At 36.2% G+C, this 22509-nt stretch carries 21 protein-coding genes, 8 tRNA genes and 1 other RNA gene; 28 read left to right on the top strand and 2 right to left on the bottom strand.

The window, feature by feature from the left end; genetic code table 11:
* Nucleotides 1-502 precede the first annotated feature (502 nt).
* Nucleotides 503-1069 carry a hypothetical protein gene (locus FN817_RS21200; protein WP_142719661.1) on the top strand — a complete coding sequence of 189 codons (567 nt, stop codon included), beginning with the start codon at nucleotides 503-505 and terminating at the stop codon, nucleotides 1067-1069.
* A gap of 452 nt (nucleotides 1070-1521) precedes the next feature.
* On the opposite strand, the gene ssrA is transcribed toward FN817_RS21200, so the two are convergent.
* Nucleotides 1522-1920, bottom strand: a transfer-messenger RNA (tmRNA) gene (gene ssrA, locus FN817_RS21195).
* Nucleotides 1921-2189: 269 nt separating this feature from the next.
* On the opposite strand from ssrA, the gene rpsU reads away from it, so the two are divergent.
* The 15 genes from rpsU to FN817_RS21120 all read left to right on the top strand — a co-directional run bounded on the left by rpsU (nucleotide 2190) and on the right by FN817_RS21120 (nucleotide 12641).
* A complete protein-coding gene (rpsU, locus tag FN817_RS21190; RefSeq protein WP_047379266.1) occupies nucleotides 2190-2387 on the top strand; it encodes a 30S ribosomal protein S21 in 198 nt (65 codons plus the stop codon).
* A gap of 78 nt (nucleotides 2388-2465) precedes the next feature.
* Nucleotides 2466-3353 carry a tyrosine-type recombinase/integrase gene (locus FN817_RS21185; protein WP_142719665.1) on the top strand — a complete coding sequence of 296 codons (888 nt, stop codon included), beginning with the start codon at nucleotides 2466-2468 and terminating at the stop codon, nucleotides 3351-3353.
* The gene (locus FN817_RS21180; protein WP_047386085.1) at nucleotides 3350-3640 is read left to right on the top strand and encodes an HPF/RaiA family ribosome-associated protein; all 291 of its coding nucleotides are present in this window, start codon (nucleotides 3350-3352) and stop codon (nucleotides 3638-3640) included. Before FN817_RS21185 ends, FN817_RS21180 begins: the two co-directional genes overlap by 4 nt.
* Nucleotides 3641-3749: 109 nt before the next feature.
* Nucleotides 3750-3823: transfer RNA gene (locus FN817_RS21175), tRNA-Thr, on the top strand.
* Between the two features lie 18 nt (nucleotides 3824-3841).
* Nucleotides 3842-3922 (top strand) — tRNA-Tyr (locus FN817_RS21170).
* Nucleotides 3923-4011: 89 nt separating this feature from the next.
* Nucleotides 4012-4084, top strand: a tRNA-Gly gene (locus FN817_RS21165).
* An 89-nt stretch (nucleotides 4085-4173) separates the two neighbouring features.
* A tRNA-Thr gene (locus FN817_RS21160) sits at nucleotides 4174-4247 on the top strand.
* Nucleotides 4248-4267: 20 nt separating this feature from the next.
* Nucleotides 4268-4348: transfer RNA gene (locus FN817_RS21155), tRNA-Tyr, on the top strand.
* 84 nt (nucleotides 4349-4432) lie between these two features.
* Nucleotides 4433-4505: transfer RNA gene (locus FN817_RS21150), tRNA-Gly, on the top strand.
* A gap of 41 nt (nucleotides 4506-4546) precedes the next feature.
* Nucleotides 4547-4618, top strand: a tRNA-Thr gene (locus tag FN817_RS21145).
* A 260-nt stretch (nucleotides 4619-4878) separates the two neighbouring features.
* Nucleotides 4879-5559 (top strand): response regulator transcription factor, encoded by a 681-nt coding sequence (locus tag FN817_RS21140; RefSeq protein WP_047379264.1) that lies wholly within the window; start codon nucleotides 4879-4881, stop codon nucleotides 5557-5559.
* The gene (locus FN817_RS21135; RefSeq protein ID WP_142719660.1) at nucleotides 5560-6924 is read left to right on the top strand and encodes a sensor histidine kinase; all 1365 of its coding nucleotides are present in this window, start codon (nucleotides 5560-5562) and stop codon (nucleotides 6922-6924) included.
* 218 nt (nucleotides 6925-7142) lie between these two features.
* Nucleotides 7143-8384: a TolC family protein gene (locus tag FN817_RS21130; protein WP_142719659.1), complete on the top strand. Its 1242-nt coding sequence runs from the start codon at nucleotides 7143-7145 to the stop codon at nucleotides 8382-8384.
* 4 nt (nucleotides 8385-8388) lie between these two features.
* On the top strand, nucleotides 8389-9474 hold the full coding sequence (locus tag FN817_RS21125) for an efflux RND transporter periplasmic adaptor subunit (RefSeq protein ID WP_142719658.1): 1086 nt from the start codon (nucleotides 8389-8391) through the stop codon (nucleotides 9472-9474).
* Between the two features lie 68 nt (nucleotides 9475-9542).
* Nucleotides 9543-12641: an efflux RND transporter permease subunit gene (locus FN817_RS21120; protein WP_142719657.1), complete on the top strand. Its 3099-nt coding sequence runs from the start codon at nucleotides 9543-9545 to the stop codon at nucleotides 12639-12641.
* Between the two features lie 89 nt (nucleotides 12642-12730).
* On the opposite strand, the gene FN817_RS21115 is transcribed toward FN817_RS21120, so the two are convergent.
* Nucleotides 12731-14233 (bottom strand): DUF4394 domain-containing protein, encoded by a 1503-nt coding sequence (locus FN817_RS21115; RefSeq protein ID WP_142719656.1) that lies wholly within the window; start codon nucleotides 14231-14233, stop codon nucleotides 12731-12733.
* 324 nt (nucleotides 14234-14557) lie between these two features.
* On the opposite strand from FN817_RS21115, the gene tuf reads away from it, so the two are divergent.
* From tuf to FN817_RS21055, 12 genes are all read left to right on the top strand, one after another.
* Nucleotides 14558-15769, top strand: a complete 1212-nt coding sequence (gene tuf, locus FN817_RS21110; protein ID WP_034687396.1) for an elongation factor Tu — start codon at nucleotides 14558-14560, stop codon at nucleotides 15767-15769.
* Nucleotides 15770-15823: 54 nt separating this feature from the next.
* A tRNA-Trp gene (locus tag FN817_RS21105) sits at nucleotides 15824-15894 on the top strand.
* 12 nt (nucleotides 15895-15906) lie between these two features.
* Nucleotides 15907-16113, top strand: coding sequence for a preprotein translocase subunit SecE (secE, locus tag FN817_RS21100; protein ID WP_045501119.1), 207 nt, complete (start codon nucleotides 15907-15909; stop codon nucleotides 16111-16113).
* 19 nt (nucleotides 16114-16132) lie between these two features.
* Nucleotides 16133-16675 (top strand): transcription termination/antitermination protein NusG, encoded by a 543-nt coding sequence (gene nusG / locus FN817_RS21095; protein WP_047379257.1) that lies wholly within the window; start codon nucleotides 16133-16135, stop codon nucleotides 16673-16675.
* A gap of 512 nt (nucleotides 16676-17187) precedes the next feature.
* Nucleotides 17188-17808, top strand: coding sequence for a hypothetical protein (locus FN817_RS21090; protein ID WP_142719655.1), 621 nt, complete (start codon nucleotides 17188-17190; stop codon nucleotides 17806-17808).
* Nucleotides 17809-17820: 12 nt separating this feature from the next.
* On the top strand, nucleotides 17821-18468 hold the full coding sequence (locus FN817_RS21085; RefSeq protein WP_142719654.1) for a hypothetical protein: 648 nt from the start codon (nucleotides 17821-17823) through the stop codon (nucleotides 18466-18468).
* A gap of 7 nt (nucleotides 18469-18475) precedes the next feature.
* Nucleotides 18476-19144, top strand: coding sequence for a hypothetical protein (locus FN817_RS21080; protein WP_142719653.1), 669 nt, complete (start codon nucleotides 18476-18478; stop codon nucleotides 19142-19144).
* A 317-nt stretch (nucleotides 19145-19461) separates the two neighbouring features.
* A complete protein-coding gene (rplK, locus tag FN817_RS21075) occupies nucleotides 19462-19905 on the top strand; it encodes a 50S ribosomal protein L11 (RefSeq protein WP_047425684.1) in 444 nt (147 codons plus the stop codon).
* A gap of 11 nt (nucleotides 19906-19916) precedes the next feature.
* Nucleotides 19917-20609: a 50S ribosomal protein L1 gene (gene rplA / locus FN817_RS21070; protein ID WP_047099699.1), complete on the top strand. Its 693-nt coding sequence runs from the start codon at nucleotides 19917-19919 to the stop codon at nucleotides 20607-20609.
* A gap of 17 nt (nucleotides 20610-20626) precedes the next feature.
* Nucleotides 20627-21214 carry a 50S ribosomal protein L10 gene (gene rplJ, locus FN817_RS21065; RefSeq protein ID WP_047379247.1) on the top strand — a complete coding sequence of 196 codons (588 nt, stop codon included), beginning with the start codon at nucleotides 20627-20629 and terminating at the stop codon, nucleotides 21212-21214.
* Between the two features lie 46 nt (nucleotides 21215-21260).
* Nucleotides 21261-21626: a 50S ribosomal protein L7/L12 gene (rplL, locus tag FN817_RS21060; protein WP_007845452.1), complete on the top strand. Its 366-nt coding sequence runs from the start codon at nucleotides 21261-21263 to the stop codon at nucleotides 21624-21626.
* A gap of 325 nt (nucleotides 21627-21951) precedes the next feature.
* Complete coding sequence (locus tag FN817_RS21055; protein WP_142719652.1) at nucleotides 21952-22389, top strand: hypothetical protein; 438 nt, start codon at nucleotides 21952-21954, stop codon at nucleotides 22387-22389.
* Nucleotides 22390-22509 lie beyond the last annotated feature (120 nt).

Raw genomic sequence — 22509 nt, 5'->3', positions numbered from 1 at the left:
ACAATTGTATTTTCAACAGAAATTAATAAATTTATAAACCTAAATACTCCTTAAGGACTTATTACAAAATGTCCAATTTAGTTTGAAGACTTACATATGTCGAACATAGCAGTAATATTCATTATGATATATTCGAACGTACTCCTGAACGTCTGGATAAAGTTGCTGTAAAAGTAAAACAGAAGTCGAAAACGAAAGACATCTTTAATAGCCAGATTGCTATTTATTTTGAAAATCCAGCAGAAATTGAATTGGAGATTATTGCAAGAAGTGATGATTTTCTGGAGGGACCATTGGTGTTAAAATATACGCTTCCAAACACTACATCATTATTTTAAAGAGTACATGTTATAGAAATAGTATACTTGCAAATTTATTTTGAAATATTCTCGTTGATAGTGGACAATCCTTTCAGCAAACTTTATGAATTTTCGAGCTAATTGAATGCAATTTGAATTTTTTTTTAATAATTAAAATCTGAAAAAAGAAAAGTGCGTATTATATGAAAAAATCTGAAAAAGAAATTGAAGAAATTCTGCATAAATATAAGAAGCAAATTGAACAAATGTATAAAATGCTATTGAATGTTAATTCTCTTGCAAACATCCGGTTTTGGTATTCTTGTTTATTGAATTTTCGTAAATCGGAGGACATATACCAAGATATTCTGCAAATGGAAGCATATACTACGAGTATTATAGTTTCATATGGAAGAATTTTTAGCGGAGGAACTAGAAGTACTGTTCTAAAAGAAAAAATTTTACCGGTTGAACTTCTAGAAGTTCACAAAGAAATTATAGATCTCAGGCATGCTAAATATGCACATCACGGAGAACTCTCAACATTAGAAATGGATATTGAAGTTAGCTATATAGATTCTGCCTTTATTATCACGCCAAAACTTGAGCTAGGATTTTGGTTGGGAGCACCAAAAAAGTGGGCTCCGTTATTTGAATGGTTAGATGGTTTTATGTATGATACTTTTCAGAATGCGCTTACATCTTTAACTAAAGAGACTGGTATAGAGTGGAAGTTTCCACATGGACCAGCACCCACGTGGATTGAGTAGTTAGCTTTTGTACTGAGTTTAGGTGTAGCTTCGCACAATAGCGTCAATGCCTGACACCAATGCCATTGGTGTCAGGTAGTTTCAGCGATTTCATCGTCCAATATGAAGCGCCACTTTCTGAAAATTTGCCAGTATTAATACCCAAATTCTTGAAATAGTATAACGATTTGGAAGTGAGCGAGTATGGAAAAATTGGAAAAGGTATTGTGCTGTTAGCTTCAGCGCATTTTTGGTCAATATTGCAAGATGTTTTTTGATCAATTTAAAAGTCAACTTAACGAACTAAAATTAAAAAGTTTAATATTAAATTTGACAGTTAACTCTTAGAATAGCAGATATTTTTCTTCCTTAAATATCATCTTCTTATATGAGTTTTATATAAAATTTAAAATAGCACCCAATCTAGCACCTCAAGATAAAAAACCCTGTAAACTAATGGTTTGCAGGGTTTAAAGTGGAGTTGGAGGGATTCGAACCCTCGTCCAAACAAGCAATACATAAGATTTCTACATGCTTATTCTACCATTGGTTTTCGACTGGAGGCAGAGGGCAGACACCCAACTTCCAGCTTATCTTCTAAAGTTTTCGAATTTTAGCCGAAGCTTCTAAAATCTTATTCCTGCATTCCTATATCTCAGGATCAAACGCCGCAGAACAGAGCATTTGTGAGATATCTTGCTTCCTTACTATCTTCAGGAAAACGCTTGATCTACTATACTTCGATATTAAGCTGCAAGAGCGAACTCTTCGTTGCCAGTTAAAATTTTGTAGCAAGGGATTATAGAGATCGCGCCACGGTTCTCTGCATGCTTACTTACCCATTGGTCTTGCTGTCGAAACCAGTCAACCCCATGAATAAAGTGAATGCAAAGATAATGCTTTTTGTTTACATTTCATTAATATGGGTGCTTTTTAATGAGTGCGGGTAGTAAAATGAATAATTTGAAGTTGTTGCAGATTGAAATTTTAGTCATTGTGGATAAAATATTAGTATGTGTTAAATGCTTATAATACTAGGTTTGTTAGCAATATTTAGAGAGAAGAGTAATTCTTTATGGTAATATATTTTGTGATCTAAGAAAAATTGTCTAGTTTTGCAATCCAAAATGAGATGTAAAATATGTTAATAATTCCAGTAAAAGATGGTGAATCCATCGACAGAGCTTTAAAAAAATACAAGAGAAAATTTGATAAAACAGGTACAGTTCGTCAATTAAGATCTAGACAAGCGTTTATCAAGCCTTCTGTAACTTTGAGACAATCAAGGTTGAAAGCTGCTTACAAACAAAGAGCACTTAGCAAAGAAGAGCAGGCTTAAGATTTTTTCTTAACCATATATTAATTCACTTCTTAAATTCTTATATTTGAGGAGTGAATTTTTATTTTTATACCCATGATGCTGGAAAAGTTTTTAGAATACTTACAATTCGAAAAAAGGTACTCTCCTCATACTGTTACAAGCTACCAAAAAGACCTTGAAGACTTCTCCCATTTCTTTCTCCGAACAGAATCTTCCGATAATCTGGCCAAGGCAGACAAAAAAATCATCAGAAATTTCATTGTTGAACTGAGCGAAAACAATATTTCCAAAAGAAGTATCAACAGAAAATTATCTTCTCTCCGCAGCTTTTACCTTTTTCTTTTAAAAATAGGCGAAATTAAAGTTTCTCCCACAGAAGGGATTTCTTCCCTGAAGTTTTATGCTGAAAAACAGATTCCTATGTCTAAGGAAGAGATGGCGGATCTGAATGACAGAATTTTTGAACAGCTGCATGATGTGCTTGAGAGGTGTATCATGGAAGTGCTTTATCAGACCGGTATACGTAAAGCGGAACTTTGTGGCCTGATATTTGAGAATGTTGACTTATATGAAAATGAATTAAAAGTAATAGGAAAGGGAAATAAAGAAAGGGTAATTCCTGTTTCCAATGAATTGTCTGAACTCCTTAAAAGTTATCTGGAAATAAGAAATCCACAGACAGAATTTAAATCATATTTTTTTGTAAATAAGAAGGGGAAAAAACTCAACGAAAAATTTGTTTATGTGGTAGTTAATAAGTACCTTAGTCTTATAACAACGAAAGAAAAGAAAAGTCCTCACATCCTTCGTCATAGCTTTGCTACTCACGTTTTGGATAATGGGGCGGAGATCTCCAAAGTGAAAAAAATATTAGGGCATTCCAGTCTTGCCAGTACTCAAGTTTATACGAATGCTAATATTGAACAATTGAAAAAAGTGTTTAATCAGGCTCACCCTCGAGCTTCAAAAAAAGAAGAATTATGAAGATTTCAGTACAATCAATTGGTTTAACTCCACACGAACCACTAGAGTCACACATTGACAAAAAAGTAAGTAAATTAGATACCTTCTATGACAAGATTCAGGAGTGTAAGGTATTTTTAAAAGTAGAAAATAACGCGGATAAAGTGAACAAAACAACTGAGCTTATTCTGGCGGTTCCGGGAGATGATATTGTAGTAAAAAAGACATCTGCAAGTTTTGAAGAAAGTCTGGACCTTTGCGTTGATACTGCTAAAAAGCTATTAATCAAGAAAAAAGAAATGGCATAGGAAAAAAAGTTAAAAAAAGTTTATAAAAAATTTGAGAATTCAAAAAATCCGTTCTATATTTGCACTCGCAAAAAAGGAACAGCGATCTTTTGAATTCTTTTTTATATTTGCCTCCATAGCTCAGTTGGCCAGAGCACGTGATTTGTAATCTCGGGGTCGTGGGTTCGAATCCCTCTGGAGGCTCATAAAATATAAACTTTTGGGGAGATTCCAGAGTGGCTAAATGGGACTGACTGTAACTCAGTTGCTTCGGCTTCGTAGGTTCGAATCCTGCTCTCCCCACTTTATATTTTTATAAAAAAAAAGTTGCAGGATTAAATAAGTTTTCTTAGTTTTGCACAGCGTTTACCAATAGTTTTGGAAACAAAATTGCGGAAGTAGCTCAGTTGGTAGAGCGTCAGCCTTCCAAGCTGAATGTCGCGGGTTCGACCCCCGTCTTCCGCTCAAAAAAATACCTCAATAAGAGTGATTTTTTTTAACACTGAAATGTGTAGAGTAGATTCTCTCAGTCGCTTTCAGTCTTTTATTAAAATGCCTCCATAGCTCAGTTGGCCAGAGCACGTGATTTGTAATCTCGGGGTCGTGGGTTCGAATCCCTCTGGAGGCTCATTTTAATATAAAATATCTGGGGAGATTCCAGAGTGGCTAAATGGGACTGACTGTAACTCAGTTGCTTCGGCTTCGTAGGTTCGAATCCTGCTCTCCCCACATTTTATATTAGAAAAACTTGCAAAATTAAATAAGTTTTCTTAGTTTTGCACAGCGTTTACCAATAGTTTTGGAAACAAAATTGCGGAAGTAGCTCAGTTGGTAGAGCGTCAGCCTTCCAAGCTGAATGTCGCGGGTTCGACCCCCGTCTTCCGCTCAAAAAAAATCACGCTACTTAGTGTGATTTTTTTAGTTGATGCCGACTTAGCTCAGCGGTAGAGTGCTTCCTTGGTAAGGAAGAGGTCACGGGTTCAAGTCCCGTAGTTGGCTCTCGATTTTCCCGAATTTCTTCGGGATTTTTTTTTTACCCCTATTTTTGAAAAGAAGATTAAAAATGATTGTGTCAATTAAGAAGTTTTATAGTTAAACACTTGCTTAAATAAAATCATAAAATTGATTCCATCTAACTTTTGCTTCGGGTCACTTTTTATCTATTAATAATAAAGTATAGAAGTTTCCGGAAAACTTTTACTTCATCTTTAGAATCACAATCATAAAATTTTCGTTAAATTCGTGTAAAATAATTTTTGATGAATATTCTTTTATTAGAAGATGATCTCATTCTGTCTGCAGAACTTTGCCGATTTTTAGAATCAAATAATTTTAACTGTGATAAAATCTATGACGGGGAAACTTTTCTCCGCCAGATAAAAAATAATACTTACGAACTGTATTTGCTCGACATTAATGTTCCTAAAATAAATGGACTTGACGTCTGCCAGACAATTCGTTCCTTTGATAAGAATACGCCTATCATTATCATTTCTGCTTATGGAGATATCTCTGATAAAAAAGATGCCTTCACCAGACTGGCTGACGATTATCTGGTAAAGCCTTTTCAATTTGAAGAACTTCTTTTAAGAATGAATTCGCTATTGAGAAGAAAAGCTCCTTCCGATAATTCAGATCAGGATATTCTTAGAATTGATGACCTTATTATCAACAAAACCGAACAGAAGGTCTATCGTGGAGGAAATGAAATTACCCTTACATTAAAAGAATTTCAGCTCCTGGTTTATCTTGCGGAAGCGCAGGGAAGAACAGTTTCCAAACAGCAGATTACGGAACATGTATGGGAACATAATTTTAATACGAATACCAATACGGTAGAAGTTTATATCAATTTTCTGAGAAAAAAGATTGATAAAGATTTTAAAATAAAACTGATCCATACCCGTTCAGGTTTCGGATATTATCTTAGCCCACTATAAATGTCTTTAAAAAGAAAGATAGCCTTAACGATCAGTATCGCCTTTTCATTACTTTTTGGAATGGTGATGGCGGTCATTTATTTATCTTTTAATGATTTTAGAAGAGATGAATTTAAAGAACGCTTCAGACAGAGACTTGAATTCACCTCTCATTTCATTTCAAAATCCAAAGACTTTGAGGAGGAAGCCCCTGTTTTCTTCAATGAAAATTCAGATAACATTCTTTTGAATGAAAAGATTTTAATCTTCAATGAAAAAAAAGAATTGATCTACAGCACCATCAAAGACCGGAATGTCACCTGGGACAGTGCGATGCTTAAAGAACTGGATAAGAAAAAGATTATCTATACGGAAAGAACTGTTCCGGAAATCTATGCTGCACTCAGAACTATTAATGGCGAAGACTATTATATCCTTACCAGCGCCTTTGATACCAACGGAAAATCGAAGCTGGGATATTTGAAATACCTTTTGATCACAGCTTATGTCATGAGTACTCTTCTTATTGGCTTTTTCAGTTATTATTTTGTGGAAAAGTTTTTGCGTCCGCTGGAAGATCTGAACAAAGAGATTTCTGAAGTCACGGCCCATAAACTTACAAAACAGATTCCTGTGGAGCAGTCTAATGATGAAGTCAGTGTACTGGCAAAATCCTTTAATACAATGATCGGAAGGTTGGATGATGTCTTTCAGTCACAAAAGGACTTTACTGCAAGTGCTTCCCATGAGATCAGGACGCCAATTACAAGAATGGCATTTCAGCTGGAGAACCTCATAAAATTTGAAGAACATTCCCCGGAAACCCTGTCTTCCTTACAACAGATTCAGCGGGATGTATACCAGTTGTCGGATTTGACGAATTCACTTTTGCTGCTTACAAAATTTGATAAAGAAAATATTCAGAGCATTTATGAGGAAGTAAGGATTGATGAAGTCATTTTTGAGGCTTTTGAAGCGGTAGAGAAAAGTTATCCACAGCTTAAGCTGGATTTTCTGATTAATGAAGAGAGTTCCGAGGATGCTTTTCTGATGATAAAAGGAATCCAATCATTATTGGTCATTGTCTTTATTAACCTTTTTAAAAATGCAGCGGTATATTCTGACAATTCAGAAGTGAATGTCCTGATTACCGAAACGAACGATAATCTTTCTGTAGAAGTACTTTCTCATGGAAATACTATTTCTGAAGATGAGCAGACCAAACTTTTTGAAGCTTTCACAAGAGGAAATAATGCACAGAATATTGCAGGATCAGGTTTAGGACTTAGAATTGTCAAAAGGATTCTGGAATATCATGATGCAGATATCATCTATTCTTCCCCTCAGGAATATAGTAATAAATTTACTTTAATCTTTAAAAAATAATATTCAAAAGCAACTGACCTCAAAAGCAGTTGCTTTTTTGTTAAACTCCGGATTAAATTTTTGATGAAAAATTCAACTATTGGAGAATAAAATAACTGTTCAGCTTTTATTTTTTTCTTTGAAATAGCCTGTATAAGGAGATTTTAATATTTTTTTAAGCCTCATTTAAGTTTCTTTTAATAGCATCAGAGCAATTTTGTAATTTAAAAAGAAAAACAATGAACAGAATTGCAGTGCTGTGTCTCGCCGTTTCCTCATTCATGGCAGCACAACAGCAGATGTCTCTTTTGGATTGCGAAGAAGCCTTCCAGAAGAACAACCTCCAGCTGCTCGCCGAACAATACAACATCAATATGGCTGATGCAGATATTCTGCAGGCTAAAATCTGGGAACTACCGCAACTAAGCGGACAATTCAATGCTTATAATCCTCAGGATAAGAAGATTTTTGATGTGGGACACTCAAAAGGAGCAGGAATTACTCAATTGATCTATATGGGTGGGAAAAAGAAAAACGAAATTGCTTTTGCCAAATCCAATAAAGAACTTGCCCAGCTTCAGTTTTCCCAACTGCTGGCGGATTTAAGATCTCAGCTTCGTTCCGCCTATTTCAACCTTTATTACGAAAAACTAAAATTGGAGAACACCAATAAGCAGTTAGGGTATATGAATGATCTTCTGAATGCTTATCGTGTACAGTCTGCAAAAGGAAATGTTTCCCTTAAAGATGCCGTCAGGTTACAGAGTATTGTGATCCAGCTGAATCATGATAAACTGGAGATCAATAAAAATATTCTGGATTTTGAACAGAACCTGAAAGTTTTAACGGGAGTTTCGGAAGAAATAGAACCAACGATGTCTGAAGCTGAAGCTAAGGAATCTCTGGCAGCACAGCCTTTCGGAAATGAAGAAGAACTGAAAAATAAAGCGCTGGAAAATAATGCAGATTACCAATACAATCTGAAACTCATAGATAACAGCAAGTTATATGCACAATGGCAGAAATCTTTGAATGTGCCGGATGTGACAGTAGGCGCTGCATGGGATCAGGCAGGCGGAACTTTTAATAATGAAGCGAACCTTACCTTAGGAATTCCTTTGCCTTTATGGAAAGTGAATCAGGGGAATGTGGTAAAAGCAAACTATGCTATTCAACAGAATCAGAAAAACGCTGACTTTCAAAAAATGACCCTGGAAACGAAAGTTCAGTCTGCTTATAAAACATGGAAGGCTCAGTATGACCAGCTTTTGGACATCAAAACTTCAGACCTGCAGAATATGGACCTCGTATACAACGGAATGTTGAATAATTTCAGAAAAGGAAATGTCAACCTGATTGAATTCACAGACTTTATGGACAGCTACAGGGAAACAGCCCTTCAGATCTACGATATGAAAAATGAGATCATGCAGTCAGCAGAGCAGCTTAATAAACTCGTACAAACTAAAATCTTCTATTAAAATCATGAAAACATATATTATCCCCGTATTGATGGCCCTTTCATTATTGGCCTGTTCAAAAAAAGAGGAAGAGAAAACCAATCACGCCAAAAAAGGATTTGAGCTGAGCAATACGATGCTGAATTCTATTTCCCTGGCAAAAGTTGAAAAAAAGAATATAGAAGATGAATACAACTTTTACGGAAAGATCTCTGCAGACAAAAACAGTTATATAGATGTTTACCCTTTGGTAGGAGGAAATGTAATGAGTGTAAATGTAGAATTGGGTGACTATGTGAAAAAAGGGCAGGTGCTGGCAACAATCAGGAGCACCGAGCTTGCAGAAATTCAAAAAGATGTAAGCGATGCAAAAACGGATCTGGTAGTGGCGAAAAATAATCTTCGTGTTGCGAAGGAGCTATACGAAGGAAAATTAAATACAGAAAGAGATGTCCTGGAAGCCAAAAGCCAGTTACAAAAAGCCGAAGACCAGTTACAGAGAGCTGCAGCAGTAAGTACGGTTTATAACGTGAAAACCGGAAATATATACAGCGTAGTAGCCCCCATCAACGGTTATATTGTTCAGAAAAGTATCAATAAAGATATGCAGCTGAGAAGTGACAGGAGTGATAATATCTTTGATGTTGCCAATACAACCAATGTTTGGGCAATTATGAATGTCAACGAATCGGATATTGACAAAATCAGTCTGGGAATGAAAGCGCAGGTATCTACTCTTTCTTATCCGGATAAAGTCTTTGATGGAAAAATTGATAAAATATTCAAGATTATTGATCCGCAGACCAATGCTATGCAGGCAAGAGTGGTATTGGATAATGCTAATGGGCTTCTTATTCCGGACAGTAAAGCAACGATAAAAGTTTCCAGTCTGGAGAGCAATACGATGCTGACTGTTCCATCCAAAGCAGTGATTTTTGATGATAACAAAAGTTTTGTGGTGATTTTTAAATCAAGAACAGATGTGAAGGTGAGAGAAATTAAAGTGTTAAAACAAGTAGGAGATGTTACTTATATAGCAGACGGCCTAAAAGAAGGAGAAGAAGTGATTACCAATAACCAGCTGCTGATATACCGTTCACTGAACAGCTAGTCTTATTAACCATTAAGAATATTGATGTTTTTCTTTAACGGCTTTTTTAGGTCATCAATTTATCTATCATGAATAAATTCATAAAAAATATAATCGCTTTTTCATTAAAAAATAAAGCATTTACCTTTATCTGGGTAGCGATTTTAGCCATCTCCGGTTTTATAAGTTTCAAAAATATGCCTATTGAAGCTTTTCCGGATGTTACCAATACCCAGATTGTCATCATTACCCAATGGAATGGGCGCAGTGCAGAAGAAGTAGAACGTTTTGTCACTACACCCATCGAATTGGCGATGAGCCCGGTTCAGAAGAAAACAAGCGTGAGAAGTACCACAATGTTTGGTCTTTCCATTGTTAAAATTCTGTTTGACGATGGGGTGGACGATACTTTTGCCAGAAATCAGGTCAATAACCAATTAAGAACCATTAGCCTTCCTGATGAGGTAGATCCTGAAGTACAGCCACCCTACGGGCCAACCGGTGAGATTTTCAGATATACGCTGGAAAGTAAAACAAAAGATTCAAGAGCGTTACTTACCCTTCAAAATTGGGTCATAGACCGTGCATTAAGAGGAGTGCCAGGTGTAGCTGATATCAACGTTTTCGGAGGCCAGGATAAAGTTTTTGAATTAAGCATTGATCCGAGAGCATTGGATAAATATAATCTGACTCCGCTTCAGGTATATGATGCTGTCACCAAGAGTAACCTGAATGTAGGAGGTGATGTCATTGAAAAAAACGGTCAGGCCTACGTTGTAAGAGGGATTGGTTTGGTGAAATCTGTGGCCGATATAGGAAATATTACCATTCAGAATGACAGTGGAAACCCTGTTTTGGTAAAAAATGTTGCTGAGGTTCATGAAAGTTCCATGCCCAGAGTAGGACAGGCTGCCCTGAATCATCACGACGATACGGTAGAAGGAATTGTTGTGATGAGAAAAGGAGAAAATCCAAGAGAGGTTTTGGTAGGAGTAAAGGCTAAAATTAAAGAGCTGAACGAAAAAATCCTTCCAAAAGATGTCAAAATGGTTACTTTCTATGACCGTGACAATCTGATGGATTTTACCACCCACACTGTAATGCACAACCTTATTGAAGGAATTGTGCTGGTAACGGTAATCGTTTTAATCTTTATGGCCGACTGGAGAACAACGCTGATTGTTTCCATCATTATTCCTCTATCCTTACTCTTTGCATTTTTATGCCTAAAACTGGCCGGGATGAGTGCTAACCTGCTTTCATTAGGAGCTGTAGACTTCGGAATCATCATAGACGGAGCCGTCGTCATGGTAGAAGGACTCTTTGTAATGCTCGATCATAAGGCGCACCGATATGGAACGGAAAAGTTTAATAAACTGGCAAAAGGAGGTTGGATCAAACAAACCGGAACAGGATTGGGAAAAGCAATCTTCTTTTCAAAATTGATCATCATTACTTCCCTGATTCCTATCTTCTCATTTCAGAAAGTAGAGGGGAAAATGTTCTCTCCTTTGGCTTTTACACTGGGATTTGCATTAATTGGAGCATTAATATTTACCTTAACGCTGGTTCCTGTTCTTTCACATATTCTTTTAAATAAAAATGTAAAAGAGAAAAATAATCCGTTTGTTAATTTCTGGGATAGAATCGTTTTGAAAGGCTTTAATTTAACATTTAAGCATAAAAAAACGAGTATGATTGTTGCCATATCTTTTCTTGCACTCACTTTATTTTCGGGTAAATTTTTAGGAACAGAATTCCTGCCTCAGTTGAATGAAGGTTCATTGTGGATCACTGCCGAAATGCCGATGAGCTCATCATTAAAAGAATCTCTGAAAACAGCAGACCTTTTAAAGAAAGACATTATGAGCTTTTCAGAAGTCACAGATGTTCTGGCACAGACGGGAAGAAGTAATGACGGAACAGACCCCAATGGATTTGGATTTGTACAATTTGCTGTTAACCTTAAGCCAAGAGAAGAATGGAAACGTAAGATTACCTATGATGAATTGATCAATGAAATTGATAAAAAGCTCAGAAGTTATCAGGGAATTACTTTCAATTATTCCCAGCCGATTTCAGATAATGTAGCGGAAGCAGTAGCAGGTTTTAAAGCAGAAAACGGAATTAAAATCTATGGTGATAATCTGGAAACTCTGGATAAAATAGCCAATGAAGTTCTCTTAAAAATTAAAGATGTAGAAGGGGTAAAAGACCCCGGAATTATTAAAAACATCGGTCAGCCGGAAGTAAGCGTTGTACTGGATAGAGATAAAATGGCTGCTTATGGAGTAATGCCGGCAGATGCACAGGCCGTATTGGAAATGGCTTTTGGAGGGAAAACCGCTTCAGAAATGTTTGACGGTGAAAGAAAATTCCCGATCCGTCTGCGTTATTCACAGGAATACAGGACCAATGAAAACGATATTGCCGCTTTGATGGTTCCTACCCAGGACGGAGCAAAAATTCCTTTAAAAGAAATAAGTACCATTGTAAAAGATAATGGGGCAGCATTTATTTACAGAGACAATATCAAACGATATATCGGGGTTAAATTTTCCATCCGTGACAGAGATTTGGGAAGCACCATTGCCGATGCCCAGAAAAAAGTTGAGACTATTGAGCTTCCTGATGGCTATTCCGTAGGATGGACCGGGCAGTTTGAAAACCAGCAGAGGGCCTCTCACAGATTGGCACAGGTGGTACCCGTAAGTATTGTGATGATTTTCTTCCTTTTGTTTATTCTGTTTGGAAATATGAAGGATTCTCTGTTGGTACTGGCCAACGTACCTTTTGCTTTAATAGGAGGGATTATTGCTTTACATGTTACCGGAATCAATTTTGGAATTTCTGCCGGAGTAGGGATGATTGCTCTCCTGGGAATTTGTATTCAGAATGGGGTAATTCTTATCACAGAATTTCATCAGAATGTGAAAGATGGTCTCGATATAGATTCCGCAATATTAAACGGAGTGAAATCCAGAACCAGACCCGTAATTATGACTGCACTTATGGCCTCTATTGGTCTTATGCCTGCAGCATTGTCTACAGGGATCGGCTCAGAATCTCAAAAACCTCTGGCGATTGTCATTATTGGAGGGCTTATTACAGCCACTGTGCTTACACTGCTTATTTTTCCAATTATTTTCTGGATATTCAACAGGACCAAAAAGCTCAGCCATATTTAAATTTAGATTATCTTTCATTTATATTAGTCAGAAGCGCGGAAAACTTTGTTTTCCGCGCTTCTCCATTATTGAAATAAAATATGATGAGTTTAAAATCCTAATCCTATGGTAAAAGCTTTTACCGTATTCGGATAGTCGGAAACTGAAGTTGCAGCTCCTGTTGTGGTATTTATAGAGTAAATTTTTGTAGAGGAACCTACCGATGCCATTAAATAGGCTTTTTGGCTCATACTTCCAATATCAAAACCATTAGCATTGGTAATATTAATACCTAAAGAACCTGTCTCTGCTAAAGTTCCGTTATTGGGAGGGTTTTGCTGATATAATTTATCTGTATTATGGTCAATGACAAACAAGGTAGTAGAAGTGGCTCCTGCAAAGTTGTTCGTATATGCGGCGGCGCTTATCATTGGACTTGCCGGATTTAATGCAATATCTACGGCAGCTATTGTTCCGTCGTTAGGATTAAGTCGGAGATTCTGCCCAGTATTACTTACTACTCTTATTCTGTCAACTGTTGGATTGAAGTCAAATCCGAAATCCGTTCCGGAAAGTAAAGTTGAAAAAGGAGAAGTGCCGACCGCTGTAGCAGCACCTGTCCCTAAATTAATAGTATAAATTCTGCTTGAGCTTCCCAAAGCATATAATTGCCCGTTGACCGGTCTGAAATCTATTCCTAAAATATTCTCACCGCTTTGTAAACCGGTCACGGTTTTAGAAACAGGTATGGGATTGTTTGGATTAAAAATTTGAAGATTATTTGAATTGTCAATGGCATAAGCTGTCGGTTCTGTAGGAATGGCAATATCAATGACTGCCTGCTGAAGAGTTCCTATCGGAGTCGTTTTACCATTATTCAGATCCAGAACATGCAATTTATCATTGAAAGCTAATAATGCAGTGCTGTTATCGTATCTAATATCAAACGCAGACTGTCCTGTAAAAGTAGTTCCCAAGCTTCCAACCTCCACTAAAGTTCCGTTGTTGGGTGGGTCTTGTTTGTATAATTTTCCCAAAGCCGGATCTATGTCAAATAAAGCAGTAGTGGAAGCACCAGCTTTACTGTTGGTATATGCTACTCCAGTTATGGAAGGGTTTGCTGTTCCGTTAATATTGATGTCAGTAGCAGCAACAGCCCCGGTTTCCGGATGTAAACGAAGGTTTTGTCCGGTATTACTCACCAAACGAATCCTGTCAACAGTAGGGTTGAAATCAATAGAAGCTATTGTTCCTGAAATCATAGGAGAAAATACTGTAGAGCTTACCGCTCTTGCTGAAGCATTGGAGGTATTGATAATATATAATTTGCTGGCATTTGATAATGCATACAATTCCCCGGTCGCAGGTCTGAAATCTATACTTAATAATTTCTCTCCTGATACAAGGCCGGTTACTGCTGTTTTTGAGGTGAAAGTTTTAGGATTGTTGGAATTAAAATAAACAAGTTCATTCATAGCGGTTATTCCGTATACCATAAGATCTGGACCTTGAGATGTCATATTTTCAGGCATGTTGTTTTCATCCGAATTGTCGCATGAAAATAATGTTATAATAGCAAACAGGGCTAAATACATGTGTAATAGTTTTCTCATAATAGTAATTTTAGTTGTTGTTTTATATTTACGAGAAAAAAATAAAGTTGGATTTACGGATGGAGATAACTGCCCGTATTTTTTTATCTGTATATTGTATTCATAACTAGTAAGATACTTTATATTTTTAATAAAACGTTTCTAAGGATTTTTTCTATTCGGAAAAATTTGTAAATTTGCAGTCTCAATACGTTAAATATAAGGTTTGTCCTTCACTGGATGAGAATATTGAAAGTTTTTTTAATAAAAAGTTTTTGGTATTTAAAAATTCATTATATTTGCACACCGAAAATTTGAAAAACAATAAATAAATAATTTTAAATCATGGCAAAGGAAACGTTTAATCGTAACAAACCACACTTGAACATTGGTACTATTGGTCACGTTGACCATGGTAAAACTACTCTTACAGCTGCTATTTCTGCTGTATTAGCTAGCAAAGGTCTTGCTGAGAAAAAAGACTTCTCTGCAATTGACTCTGCTCCAGAAGAAAAAGAAAGAGGTATTACTATCAATACTGCTCACATCGAATACGAAACTGAAAAAAGACACTATGCTCACGTTGACTGTCCAGGTCACGCCGACTATGTTAAGAACATGGTAACTGGTGCTGCTCAAATGGATGGAGCTATCGTAGTATGTGCTGCAACTGACGGTCCTATGCCTCAGACTAGAGAACATATCCTACTTTGCCGTCAGGTAAACGTACCAAGAATCGTTGTTTTCATGAACAAAGTTGACATGGTAGATGATCCAGAGTTATTAGAGCTTGTTGAAATGGAGCTTAGAGACTTATTATCTACTTACGAATTTGACGGAGACAACTCTCCAGTAATTCAAGGTTCTGCACTAGGAGCTCTTACTGCAGCTACTGCTTCTCCTGCTAACACAGAAGATAAGTGGTTCAAGAGCGTTGAAGAATTGATGGATGCTGTTGATACTTGGATCGAGCAACCACCAAGAGATACTGAAAAGCCATTCTTGATGCCAATCGAAGACGTATTCTCTATTACAGGTAGAGGTACTGTAGCAACTGGTAGAATCGAGGCTGGTGTTATCAACACTGGTGATCCAGTTGATATCGTAGGTATGGGTGACGAGAAATTAACTTCTACTATTACAGGAGTTGAGATGTTCAGAAAGATCCTAGATAGAGGTGAAGCTGGAGATAACGTAGGTCTATTGTTGAGAGGTATTGAAAAAACTGACATCAAGAGAGGTATGGTTATCGCTAAGAAAGATTCAGTTAAGCCACACAAAAAATTCAAGGCTTCTGTTTATATCCTTTCTAAAGAAGAAGGTGGACGTCACACTCCATTCCACAACAAATACCGTCCTCAGTTCTACGTAAGAACTACTGACGTTACAGGTGAGATCTTCTTACCAGAAGGTGTAGAAATGGTAATGCCTGGTGATAACTTAGAGATCACTGTAGAATTGTTACAACCAATCGCTCTTAACGTAGGTCTTAGATTTGCGATCAGAGAAGGAGGTAGAACAGTTGGTTCAGGTCAGGTTACTGAAATCTTAGACTAATCATCTTAAAATAAATAAAGCTTCCGAAAGGAAACTCTCGGAAGCTTTTTATCTACGGGCATCGTCCAATGGTAGGATACCGGTCTCCAAAACCGTTGATCAGGGTTCGAATCCTTGTGCCCGTGCAAATATAAATTATGAGTTCATTTGTCGATTTTTTAAAAGGTTCTTATAACGAATTCAGACATAAAGTTGAATGGCCAAAGTGGGCTGACCTTCAGTCATCTACTATTGTAGTGACTATTGCGACAGTGATTCTGGCTCTATTTACTTTTGGAGTTGATGAATTGTTTTCTAAATCAATCAGCAACATCATTGGAATGCTAATCAACTTGTTCAATTAATTAAAAGTATTTTCCCATAATGAGCGAATTGAAATGGTATGTGCTGAAAGCAATCAGCGGACAGGAAAATAAAGTGAAAAACTATATTGAGACAGAAATCAAACGTCTAGGGTTTGATCAGTACGTTACTCAAGTGGTTATTCCTATGGAAAAGGTAATTCAAATTAGAAACGGAAAAAAAGTTCCTAAAGAAAGACCTTATTACCCTGGATACTTGATGATTGAAGCTGATCTGATGGGAGAAATTCCTCACGTTATCAAGAATATTCCTGGAGTTATTTCTTTCTTAAGTTTAACTAAAGGAGGAGATCCTGTTCCAATGAGAAAATCAGAGGTTAACAGAATGCTTGGAAGAATGGATGAACTTTCAGAATTTGCAAGCGATGTTGAAATTCCTTACGTAGTAGGTGAAAACGTTAAAGTAATCGATGGACCTTTCAACGGATTCAATGGTACGGTTGAGAAGATTCTTGAAGACAAAAAGAAAATTGAAGTTTCTGTACTGATCTTCGGTAGAAAAACTCCAATGGAGCTAAGCTACATGCAAGTAGAAAAAGTATAACAATTACTTATAAAAATATAAAAAAGACTGCTATTAAGCGGTCTTTTTGCTTTTATTATACTTTATTAATTATATACAATTTTACATTAATGTTGCTATCTTTTTATTATGACTTTGTCATTCTGAATGTAACGCAATGAAATAAAGAATCCACGGTTTACATGAAATTCTTCTTTCGTCAGAACGACAATGGTGTAAAATTATATATAGTAGCCATAAAAAATTATGGTATTGTCTTTTACTACAGACATTTTGTTGATTTCTTCTACAATGAAATTTTTTAATTTAATTGCTTTATTTTGAAAATTTTTTGCTTTAAATTTTCTTCCAATTCTTTAATTTATTTTCAGATGGCATAGTTCTTGCAACCAAGCTGTTAAGTAATCCATAAATTTTATGTTTTTTGTATTTCATACACTCTTTACAGGTGTATGGTAATTTTATGTTTTTAACTAAAAATATAAAGTTTGGATTAGCTATTTAAAACACAAGCCTTATAAACACATAACTCAATGACAAAAATTATTTCGATGGTCATTCTTGTGGGTACGTCCGTACTCGCGAGTGCGCAGGTTGGTATCAATACTGCGAAACCAGAAAAAGAACTTACCGTGAACGGTACAATGAAGACATCAGGAGTTGTTTTCAAGCAACCTATGGAGAAATTGAAAGCGGATGAGAATTACACTTTCATTATCAAATCTCCAGCTCCGGAAAACAAAATTACGGCGTACAACGATTCCTTTGTACCCAATTCTCCGGCACCTATTAACCTTATTCAATTTAAAATTACCTGTGATCCTTCAGACAAGGATTGGGTAAATCAATTTGACACAAAGATCAACTCTAGTAAATTTTTGGTGGTAATTTCTTCCTTTGGATTTACACAACCTACAAGAACTTTTTCTGCAGATTGGCTTACACCGGTACCTCAGATTTTTGCTTATTCTGCAGGAGGAACATGGAAGCTTAAAGCAGATTATCAGGGCTTTTCTCCGGATGCGTCTTTTCCTACAGGAGTCTGGACACTGAATTTGCTGGTATTTGACAGATCCTATGCCAAAGATTTTAATTCTACACAAAGCCTTAATGCTTCAACAACGGGTGCTGCTGCAGCTCCATTAATTCAATAAAACAAATACTTTATGAAAAAAATTATTGCGATACTCTTTACGGGTTTTGCTGCTTTAAGCATTAATGCACAAGTTGGAATTAATACTAGCACACCCAAAGGAACTCTCGATGTTGAAGGAGAAACATTGGTAGAGTCCTATTTAATAGATACTGAAAATACGAAGGCAAGCGGAAACTATCTTCTTCTTACCCGTTCAAAAGATACTTCACCGGTAGGTAAGGTAAAGCTGTTGGATATATCGCTCCGTAATGTAGCCCCTGTAAATATGTATAATATTGTATTGAAAAATGTGAGACAGGATGAAGTAGTGAATCTCAATACAGGATTAGATGTAAGTAAATATGTTGTGGCCATTACAGGTGCCGTTTTTACAGGAGCGGTGTCGGCAGCTAATACGACGACTAACCCAAAATCATATGGTTCTTATTCTACTGAAGTTACTCAGATAGCAAGTGGGGGTAAAAATTATCATGCGATTAATTTAAGCTTTAAAGGAGCCGGTACCGTTTCATCCCAAAATGGAACATGGACACTTACCCTGAATGTTTTTGAAAAGTCATTAGTTAAAGACTGGGGAACTTTCAATGGTTCAGTTTCAGCATCTGCTTCGCCAGCTTATTCGGGAGTATCAACCAACACGCCTCTAGGGCTTCAATAAAAAAACTATGAAAAGAAAAATTTATATCACAATAATCATGTGTCTGGGGATATTCTTGAATGCCCAAATAGGAAAAGTAGGGATAAACACAGCTAATCCTACAGAAACACTTGACGTTAACGGAAAAACATACACGAATTCTTTATATCTTAGAAATCCGGGTGAGCCTACCATGACAGGAGGTAGTTTCTTAGCAACTTCACAAAATGGTTTGCAGCTGTATGATCCGGCTTTGGAAAGCAGTGGGTTATTTAATTATCTTAAACTTACTCTTACAGGAGTATCCGGAACAGGAATCACGGATTATGATACCAAAATTGATGCGAATAACTTTCTGGTTGTGCTTCATAACTACTCATTCAAACTGAATGACGGGAATACCAATGTGATGCTTGATTATGGCGACAACGGTATTAATGATAACAAACAGGGCTCACCTGATGTTGTAGCCTTCAAAAGTAACGGAACATGGCATATCAGAGCAAGATTTACAGACAGTAGAATTATTGCTGTGAACTCATCCAGTCCGTCAAGAAACTATAACAACTTTACGGTAGATCTTTATCTTATGGCTTACAGAAGGTTGATTACAAAACAAAATATCAGTGATGTTACTGCTGATCTTGGCGGGAATAATGGTTCTACCCAAACAATTACCAAACCATCAGGTTTTTAGTAATTCTTTGAGTCTATAAATAAAAAAAGAAGAGCAAATGTATGTTCTTCTTTTTTTGGCTAAAAGGTTTACCGAATGAGATGTATTTCAAAATTCCTCTTGAAAGGGGATATTGCAAAAGAGGATCCGGGAAAATAATTCTGTATCTCAATTATTTTTTTAAAACTTTTTAAAAATCAGCAATTTCCGTTTGCTATTTCAAAAATATTTTATACTTTTGCAGTCCAAAAAGTAGGTTTATTGTTATGTGAGTGCATAACCTACTGAATAATAAATGCTTCCAAACTCATTAATTATTCAAATTTAAAAAACAAACAATGGCTAAGAAAGTCTTTAAAATGGTAAAGCTTCAGGTGAAAGGTGGCGCAGCTAACCCTTCTCCACCAGTAGGTCCAGCATTGGGTTCTGCAGGTGTGAACATCATGGAGTTTTGTAAGCAATTTAACGGAAGAACCCAAGATAAGCCAGGGCAAGTTTTACCTGTAGTAATTACAGTATACGAAGACAAATCTTTTGAATTCGTTATTAAAACTCCACCTGCAGCAATCCAGTTAATGGATGCAGCTAAGATCAAGGGAGGTTCTGGTGAACCAAACAGAAACAAAGTAGGTTCTGTAACTTGGGAACAAGTAAAGAAAATCGCTGAAGATAAAATGGCGGATCTTAACTGTTTTACAACAGACTCTGCAGTTTCTATGGTTGCAGGTACTGCTAGATCTATGGGATTAAGAGTAACAGGAACTAAACCAACTAACGCTTAAAACTTAAAGAAATGGCAAAATTAACTAAAAAGCAAAAGGAAGCTTTAAGCAAAGTAGAAAAAGGAAGAATCTATAACCTTGAAGAAGGTTCAGCTCTTGTAAAGGAGGTGAACACTACAAAGTTTGATGCTTCTGTAGATATCGCTGTAAGATTAGGGGTAGACCCAAGAAAAGCAAACCAAATGGTAAGAGGTGTTGTATCTCTTCCTCACGGTACTGGTAAAGATGTTAAAGTATTAGCTCTTGTAACTCCAGATAAAGAAGCAGAAGCTAAAGCTGCTGGTGCTGATTATGTAGGTCTTGACGAATATTTACAAAAAATCAAAGAAGGTTGGACAGATGTTGACGTTATCGTTACTATGCCAGCTGTAATGGGTAAATTAGGTCCATTAGGTAGAGTATTAGGTCCAAGAGGTTTAATGCCAAACCCTAAATCAGGAACTGTAACAATGGAAATTGGTAAAGCGGTAACTGAAGTGAAAGCAGGTAAAATTGATTTCAAAGTAGACAAGTATGGTATCATCCACGCTGGTATTGGTAAAGTATCTTTCGATGCTGCTAAGATCAAAGAAAATGCGCAGGAATTGATCTCTACATTGATCAAAATGAAGCCAACTGCTGCTAAAGGAACTTATGTAAAAAGCATTTATTTGTCTTCTACAATGAGCCCTGGTATTGCAATCGATACTAAATCTGTTAACTAATATAAATCCTTAAGACAATGACAAAAGACCAAAAAGTTGTAGCAATACAAGAGATCAAAGACTTGCTTCAGGATGCAAAAGTAGTATACGTAGCAGATCTAGACGGTTTGAACGCTGCGAAGTCTTCAGAATTCAGAAGACAGGCTTTCAAGCAAAATATCAAAGTGAAAGTGGTGAAAAATACACTTTTACAAAAAGCAATGGAGCAGATTGAAGGAGTAGATTACTCTGAAATGTTCCAGACTTTTAAAGGAAACTCTGCATTAATGATTTCTGAGACTGCAAACGGTCCAGCTAAATTAATCCAAGGTTTCAGAAAGAAAGAAGAAAAGCCAGCTTTAAAGTCTGCTTTTGTTCAGGAAACTTTCTACGTTGGAGACGAAAACTTATCTGCACTTGCTAACATCAAGTCTAGAGAGGAAATGATCGGAGAAATCATTGGATTACTTCAATCTCCAATTCAAAGAGTTGTTTCTGCTCTTCAAAATAAACCTGAAACTGTAGAAGCTAAAGCTGAAGAAGCTGCTGCTCCTGCGGTAGAAGAAACTCCTGCTGAAGCTCCTGAAGCTGCTGCAGAAAGCACTGAAGAAACAAGTGCTGAATAATTACACTCAAAAAATTAAATAAATAATCAACAAAAACATTACAACAATGTCAGATTTAAAAAATTTAGCTGAAACGCTAGTAAACTTAACAGTAAAAGACGTAAACGAATTAGCAACTATCCTTAAGGATGAGTACGGAATTGAGCCAGCTGCTGCTGCTGTAGTAGTTGCTGCAGGTGGTGGAGAAGCTGCTGAAGAAAAAACTGAATTCGACGTAATTCTTAAGTCTGCAGGTGCTTCTAAATTAGCTATCGTTAAATTAGTAAAAGATTTAACTGGTGCTGGTCTTAAAGAAGCTAAAGATATCGTAGATGGTGCTCCTGCTCCAATCAAAACTGGTATCTCTAAAGACGAAGCTGAAGCTCTTAAGAAGCAATTAGAAGAAGCTGGTGCTGAAGTAGAATTGAAATAATCTCAATTTTATTATAAATATAGGAGCCCGGGCATTTGCCCGGGCTCTTTTTGTATGTAAATCTTTGTAAATGTGTATGTTATTTTATAATAGTATTTGAATATTATTGGATGTTTCTTTGTTATATTTTAATATGGTTATTTATTTAATAACAATTAACATAATATTTTATTTCTATTTTACTATTTGTTAATTTTGTTTAGTTTTTTACTAATAAAATATTGTTTTGGTTAAAAATATATTATATTTGTACCGAAAAAACACAACATAATTGGATAGAAATTATTTTCTTTCCTACGGCCACAAGATTACACTTCTGTTGCTTATGGCGGCTGTAGGAAAATTAAACGCTAAGTTTATAACCGGCACAATAGGTAAGACTGAATTATCTTATTGCGCAGTTATAAATAATCATCCCCAGCGATGTTTAGCTGATGTTTCAGTTTATTTGTCTGAAGCAGAAAATGATTTGAAGACTGCAAACAAATTGTCTGCTGTTCAAAATGAAGTTTTTGCATTCTATTGCAATAGCCATCAGTATAATTTTTCTTTTTTTAAGAATAACGCTCTTCAGTTATTTCTACTGAGGAATATAAGATTTGCCTCTGTATGGGCTTTTTCATACGCTGTCTGCAAAGAATATATTTTCCTGACATTTAATAATGCAGCCCGCAAGTTCTGTGTCAATCCTTGTAAACTTGTTGATGGCTTTAAGTTTATTATTAAAATTCCTGATAAATTAATCCATTCTTTTATCTCCTAATATTTCTAACAATCTTATACACTTTCTCACAGCATTGTCTGTTATTTTCATTTATTATTGAATGAGAATACCCGGGAATTGGCCTTTCAAAAAAACACATATTCATAAAAAACAGCAAAT

It is taken from the genome of Chryseobacterium rhizoplanae (assembly GCF_900182655.1).
Taxonomy (GTDB): Bacteria; Bacteroidota; Bacteroidia; order Flavobacteriales; family Weeksellaceae; genus Chryseobacterium; species Chryseobacterium rhizoplanae.
Note: the sequence above shows the minus strand (reverse complement) of the source record. Positions and strands in the feature narration are given on the sequence as shown.

Excerpts from the sequence above, each read along its gene's own strand:
- FN817_RS21200 (WP_142719661.1), top strand. The coding sequence starts at position 503 with ATGAAAAAATCTGAAAAAGAAATTGAAGAAATTCTGCATAAATATAAG.
- rpsU (WP_047379266.1), top strand. The coding sequence starts at position 2,190 with ATGTTAATAATTCCAGTAAAAGATGGTGAATCCATCGACAGAGCTTTA.
- FN817_RS21185 (WP_142719665.1), top strand. The coding sequence starts at position 2,466 with ATGCTGGAAAAGTTTTTAGAATACTTACAATTCGAAAAAAGGTACTCT.
- FN817_RS21180 (WP_047386085.1), top strand. The coding sequence starts at position 3,350 with ATGAAGATTTCAGTACAATCAATTGGTTTAACTCCACACGAACCACTA.
- FN817_RS21140 (WP_047379264.1), top strand. The coding sequence starts at position 4,879 with ATGAATATTCTTTTATTAGAAGATGATCTCATTCTGTCTGCAGAACTT.
- FN817_RS21135 (WP_142719660.1), top strand. The coding sequence starts at position 5,560 with ATGTCTTTAAAAAGAAAGATAGCCTTAACGATCAGTATCGCCTTTTCA.
- FN817_RS21130 (WP_142719659.1), top strand. The coding sequence starts at position 7,143 with ATGAACAGAATTGCAGTGCTGTGTCTCGCCGTTTCCTCATTCATGGCA.
- FN817_RS21125 (WP_142719658.1), top strand. The coding sequence starts at position 8,389 with ATGAAAACATATATTATCCCCGTATTGATGGCCCTTTCATTATTGGCC.
- FN817_RS21120 (WP_142719657.1), top strand. The coding sequence starts at position 9,543 with ATGAATAAATTCATAAAAAATATAATCGCTTTTTCATTAAAAAATAAA.
- FN817_RS21115 (WP_142719656.1), bottom strand. The coding sequence starts at position 14,233 with ATGAGAAAACTATTACACATGTATTTAGCCCTGTTTGCTATTATAACA.
- tuf (WP_034687396.1), top strand. The coding sequence starts at position 14,558 with ATGGCAAAGGAAACGTTTAATCGTAACAAACCACACTTGAACATTGGT.
- secE (WP_045501119.1), top strand. The coding sequence starts at position 15,907 with ATGAGTTCATTTGTCGATTTTTTAAAAGGTTCTTATAACGAATTCAGA.
- nusG (WP_047379257.1), top strand. The coding sequence starts at position 16,133 with ATGAGCGAATTGAAATGGTATGTGCTGAAAGCAATCAGCGGACAGGAA.
- FN817_RS21090 (WP_142719655.1), top strand. The coding sequence starts at position 17,188 with ATGACAAAAATTATTTCGATGGTCATTCTTGTGGGTACGTCCGTACTC.
- FN817_RS21085 (WP_142719654.1), top strand. The coding sequence starts at position 17,821 with ATGAAAAAAATTATTGCGATACTCTTTACGGGTTTTGCTGCTTTAAGC.
- FN817_RS21080 (WP_142719653.1), top strand. The coding sequence starts at position 18,476 with ATGAAAAGAAAAATTTATATCACAATAATCATGTGTCTGGGGATATTC.
- rplK (WP_047425684.1), top strand. The coding sequence starts at position 19,462 with ATGGCTAAGAAAGTCTTTAAAATGGTAAAGCTTCAGGTGAAAGGTGGC.
- rplA (WP_047099699.1), top strand. The coding sequence starts at position 19,917 with ATGGCAAAATTAACTAAAAAGCAAAAGGAAGCTTTAAGCAAAGTAGAA.
- rplJ (WP_047379247.1), top strand. The coding sequence starts at position 20,627 with ATGACAAAAGACCAAAAAGTTGTAGCAATACAAGAGATCAAAGACTTG.
- rplL (WP_007845452.1), top strand. The coding sequence starts at position 21,261 with ATGTCAGATTTAAAAAATTTAGCTGAAACGCTAGTAAACTTAACAGTA.
- FN817_RS21055 (WP_142719652.1), top strand. The coding sequence starts at position 21,952 with ATGGCGGCTGTAGGAAAATTAAACGCTAAGTTTATAACCGGCACAATA.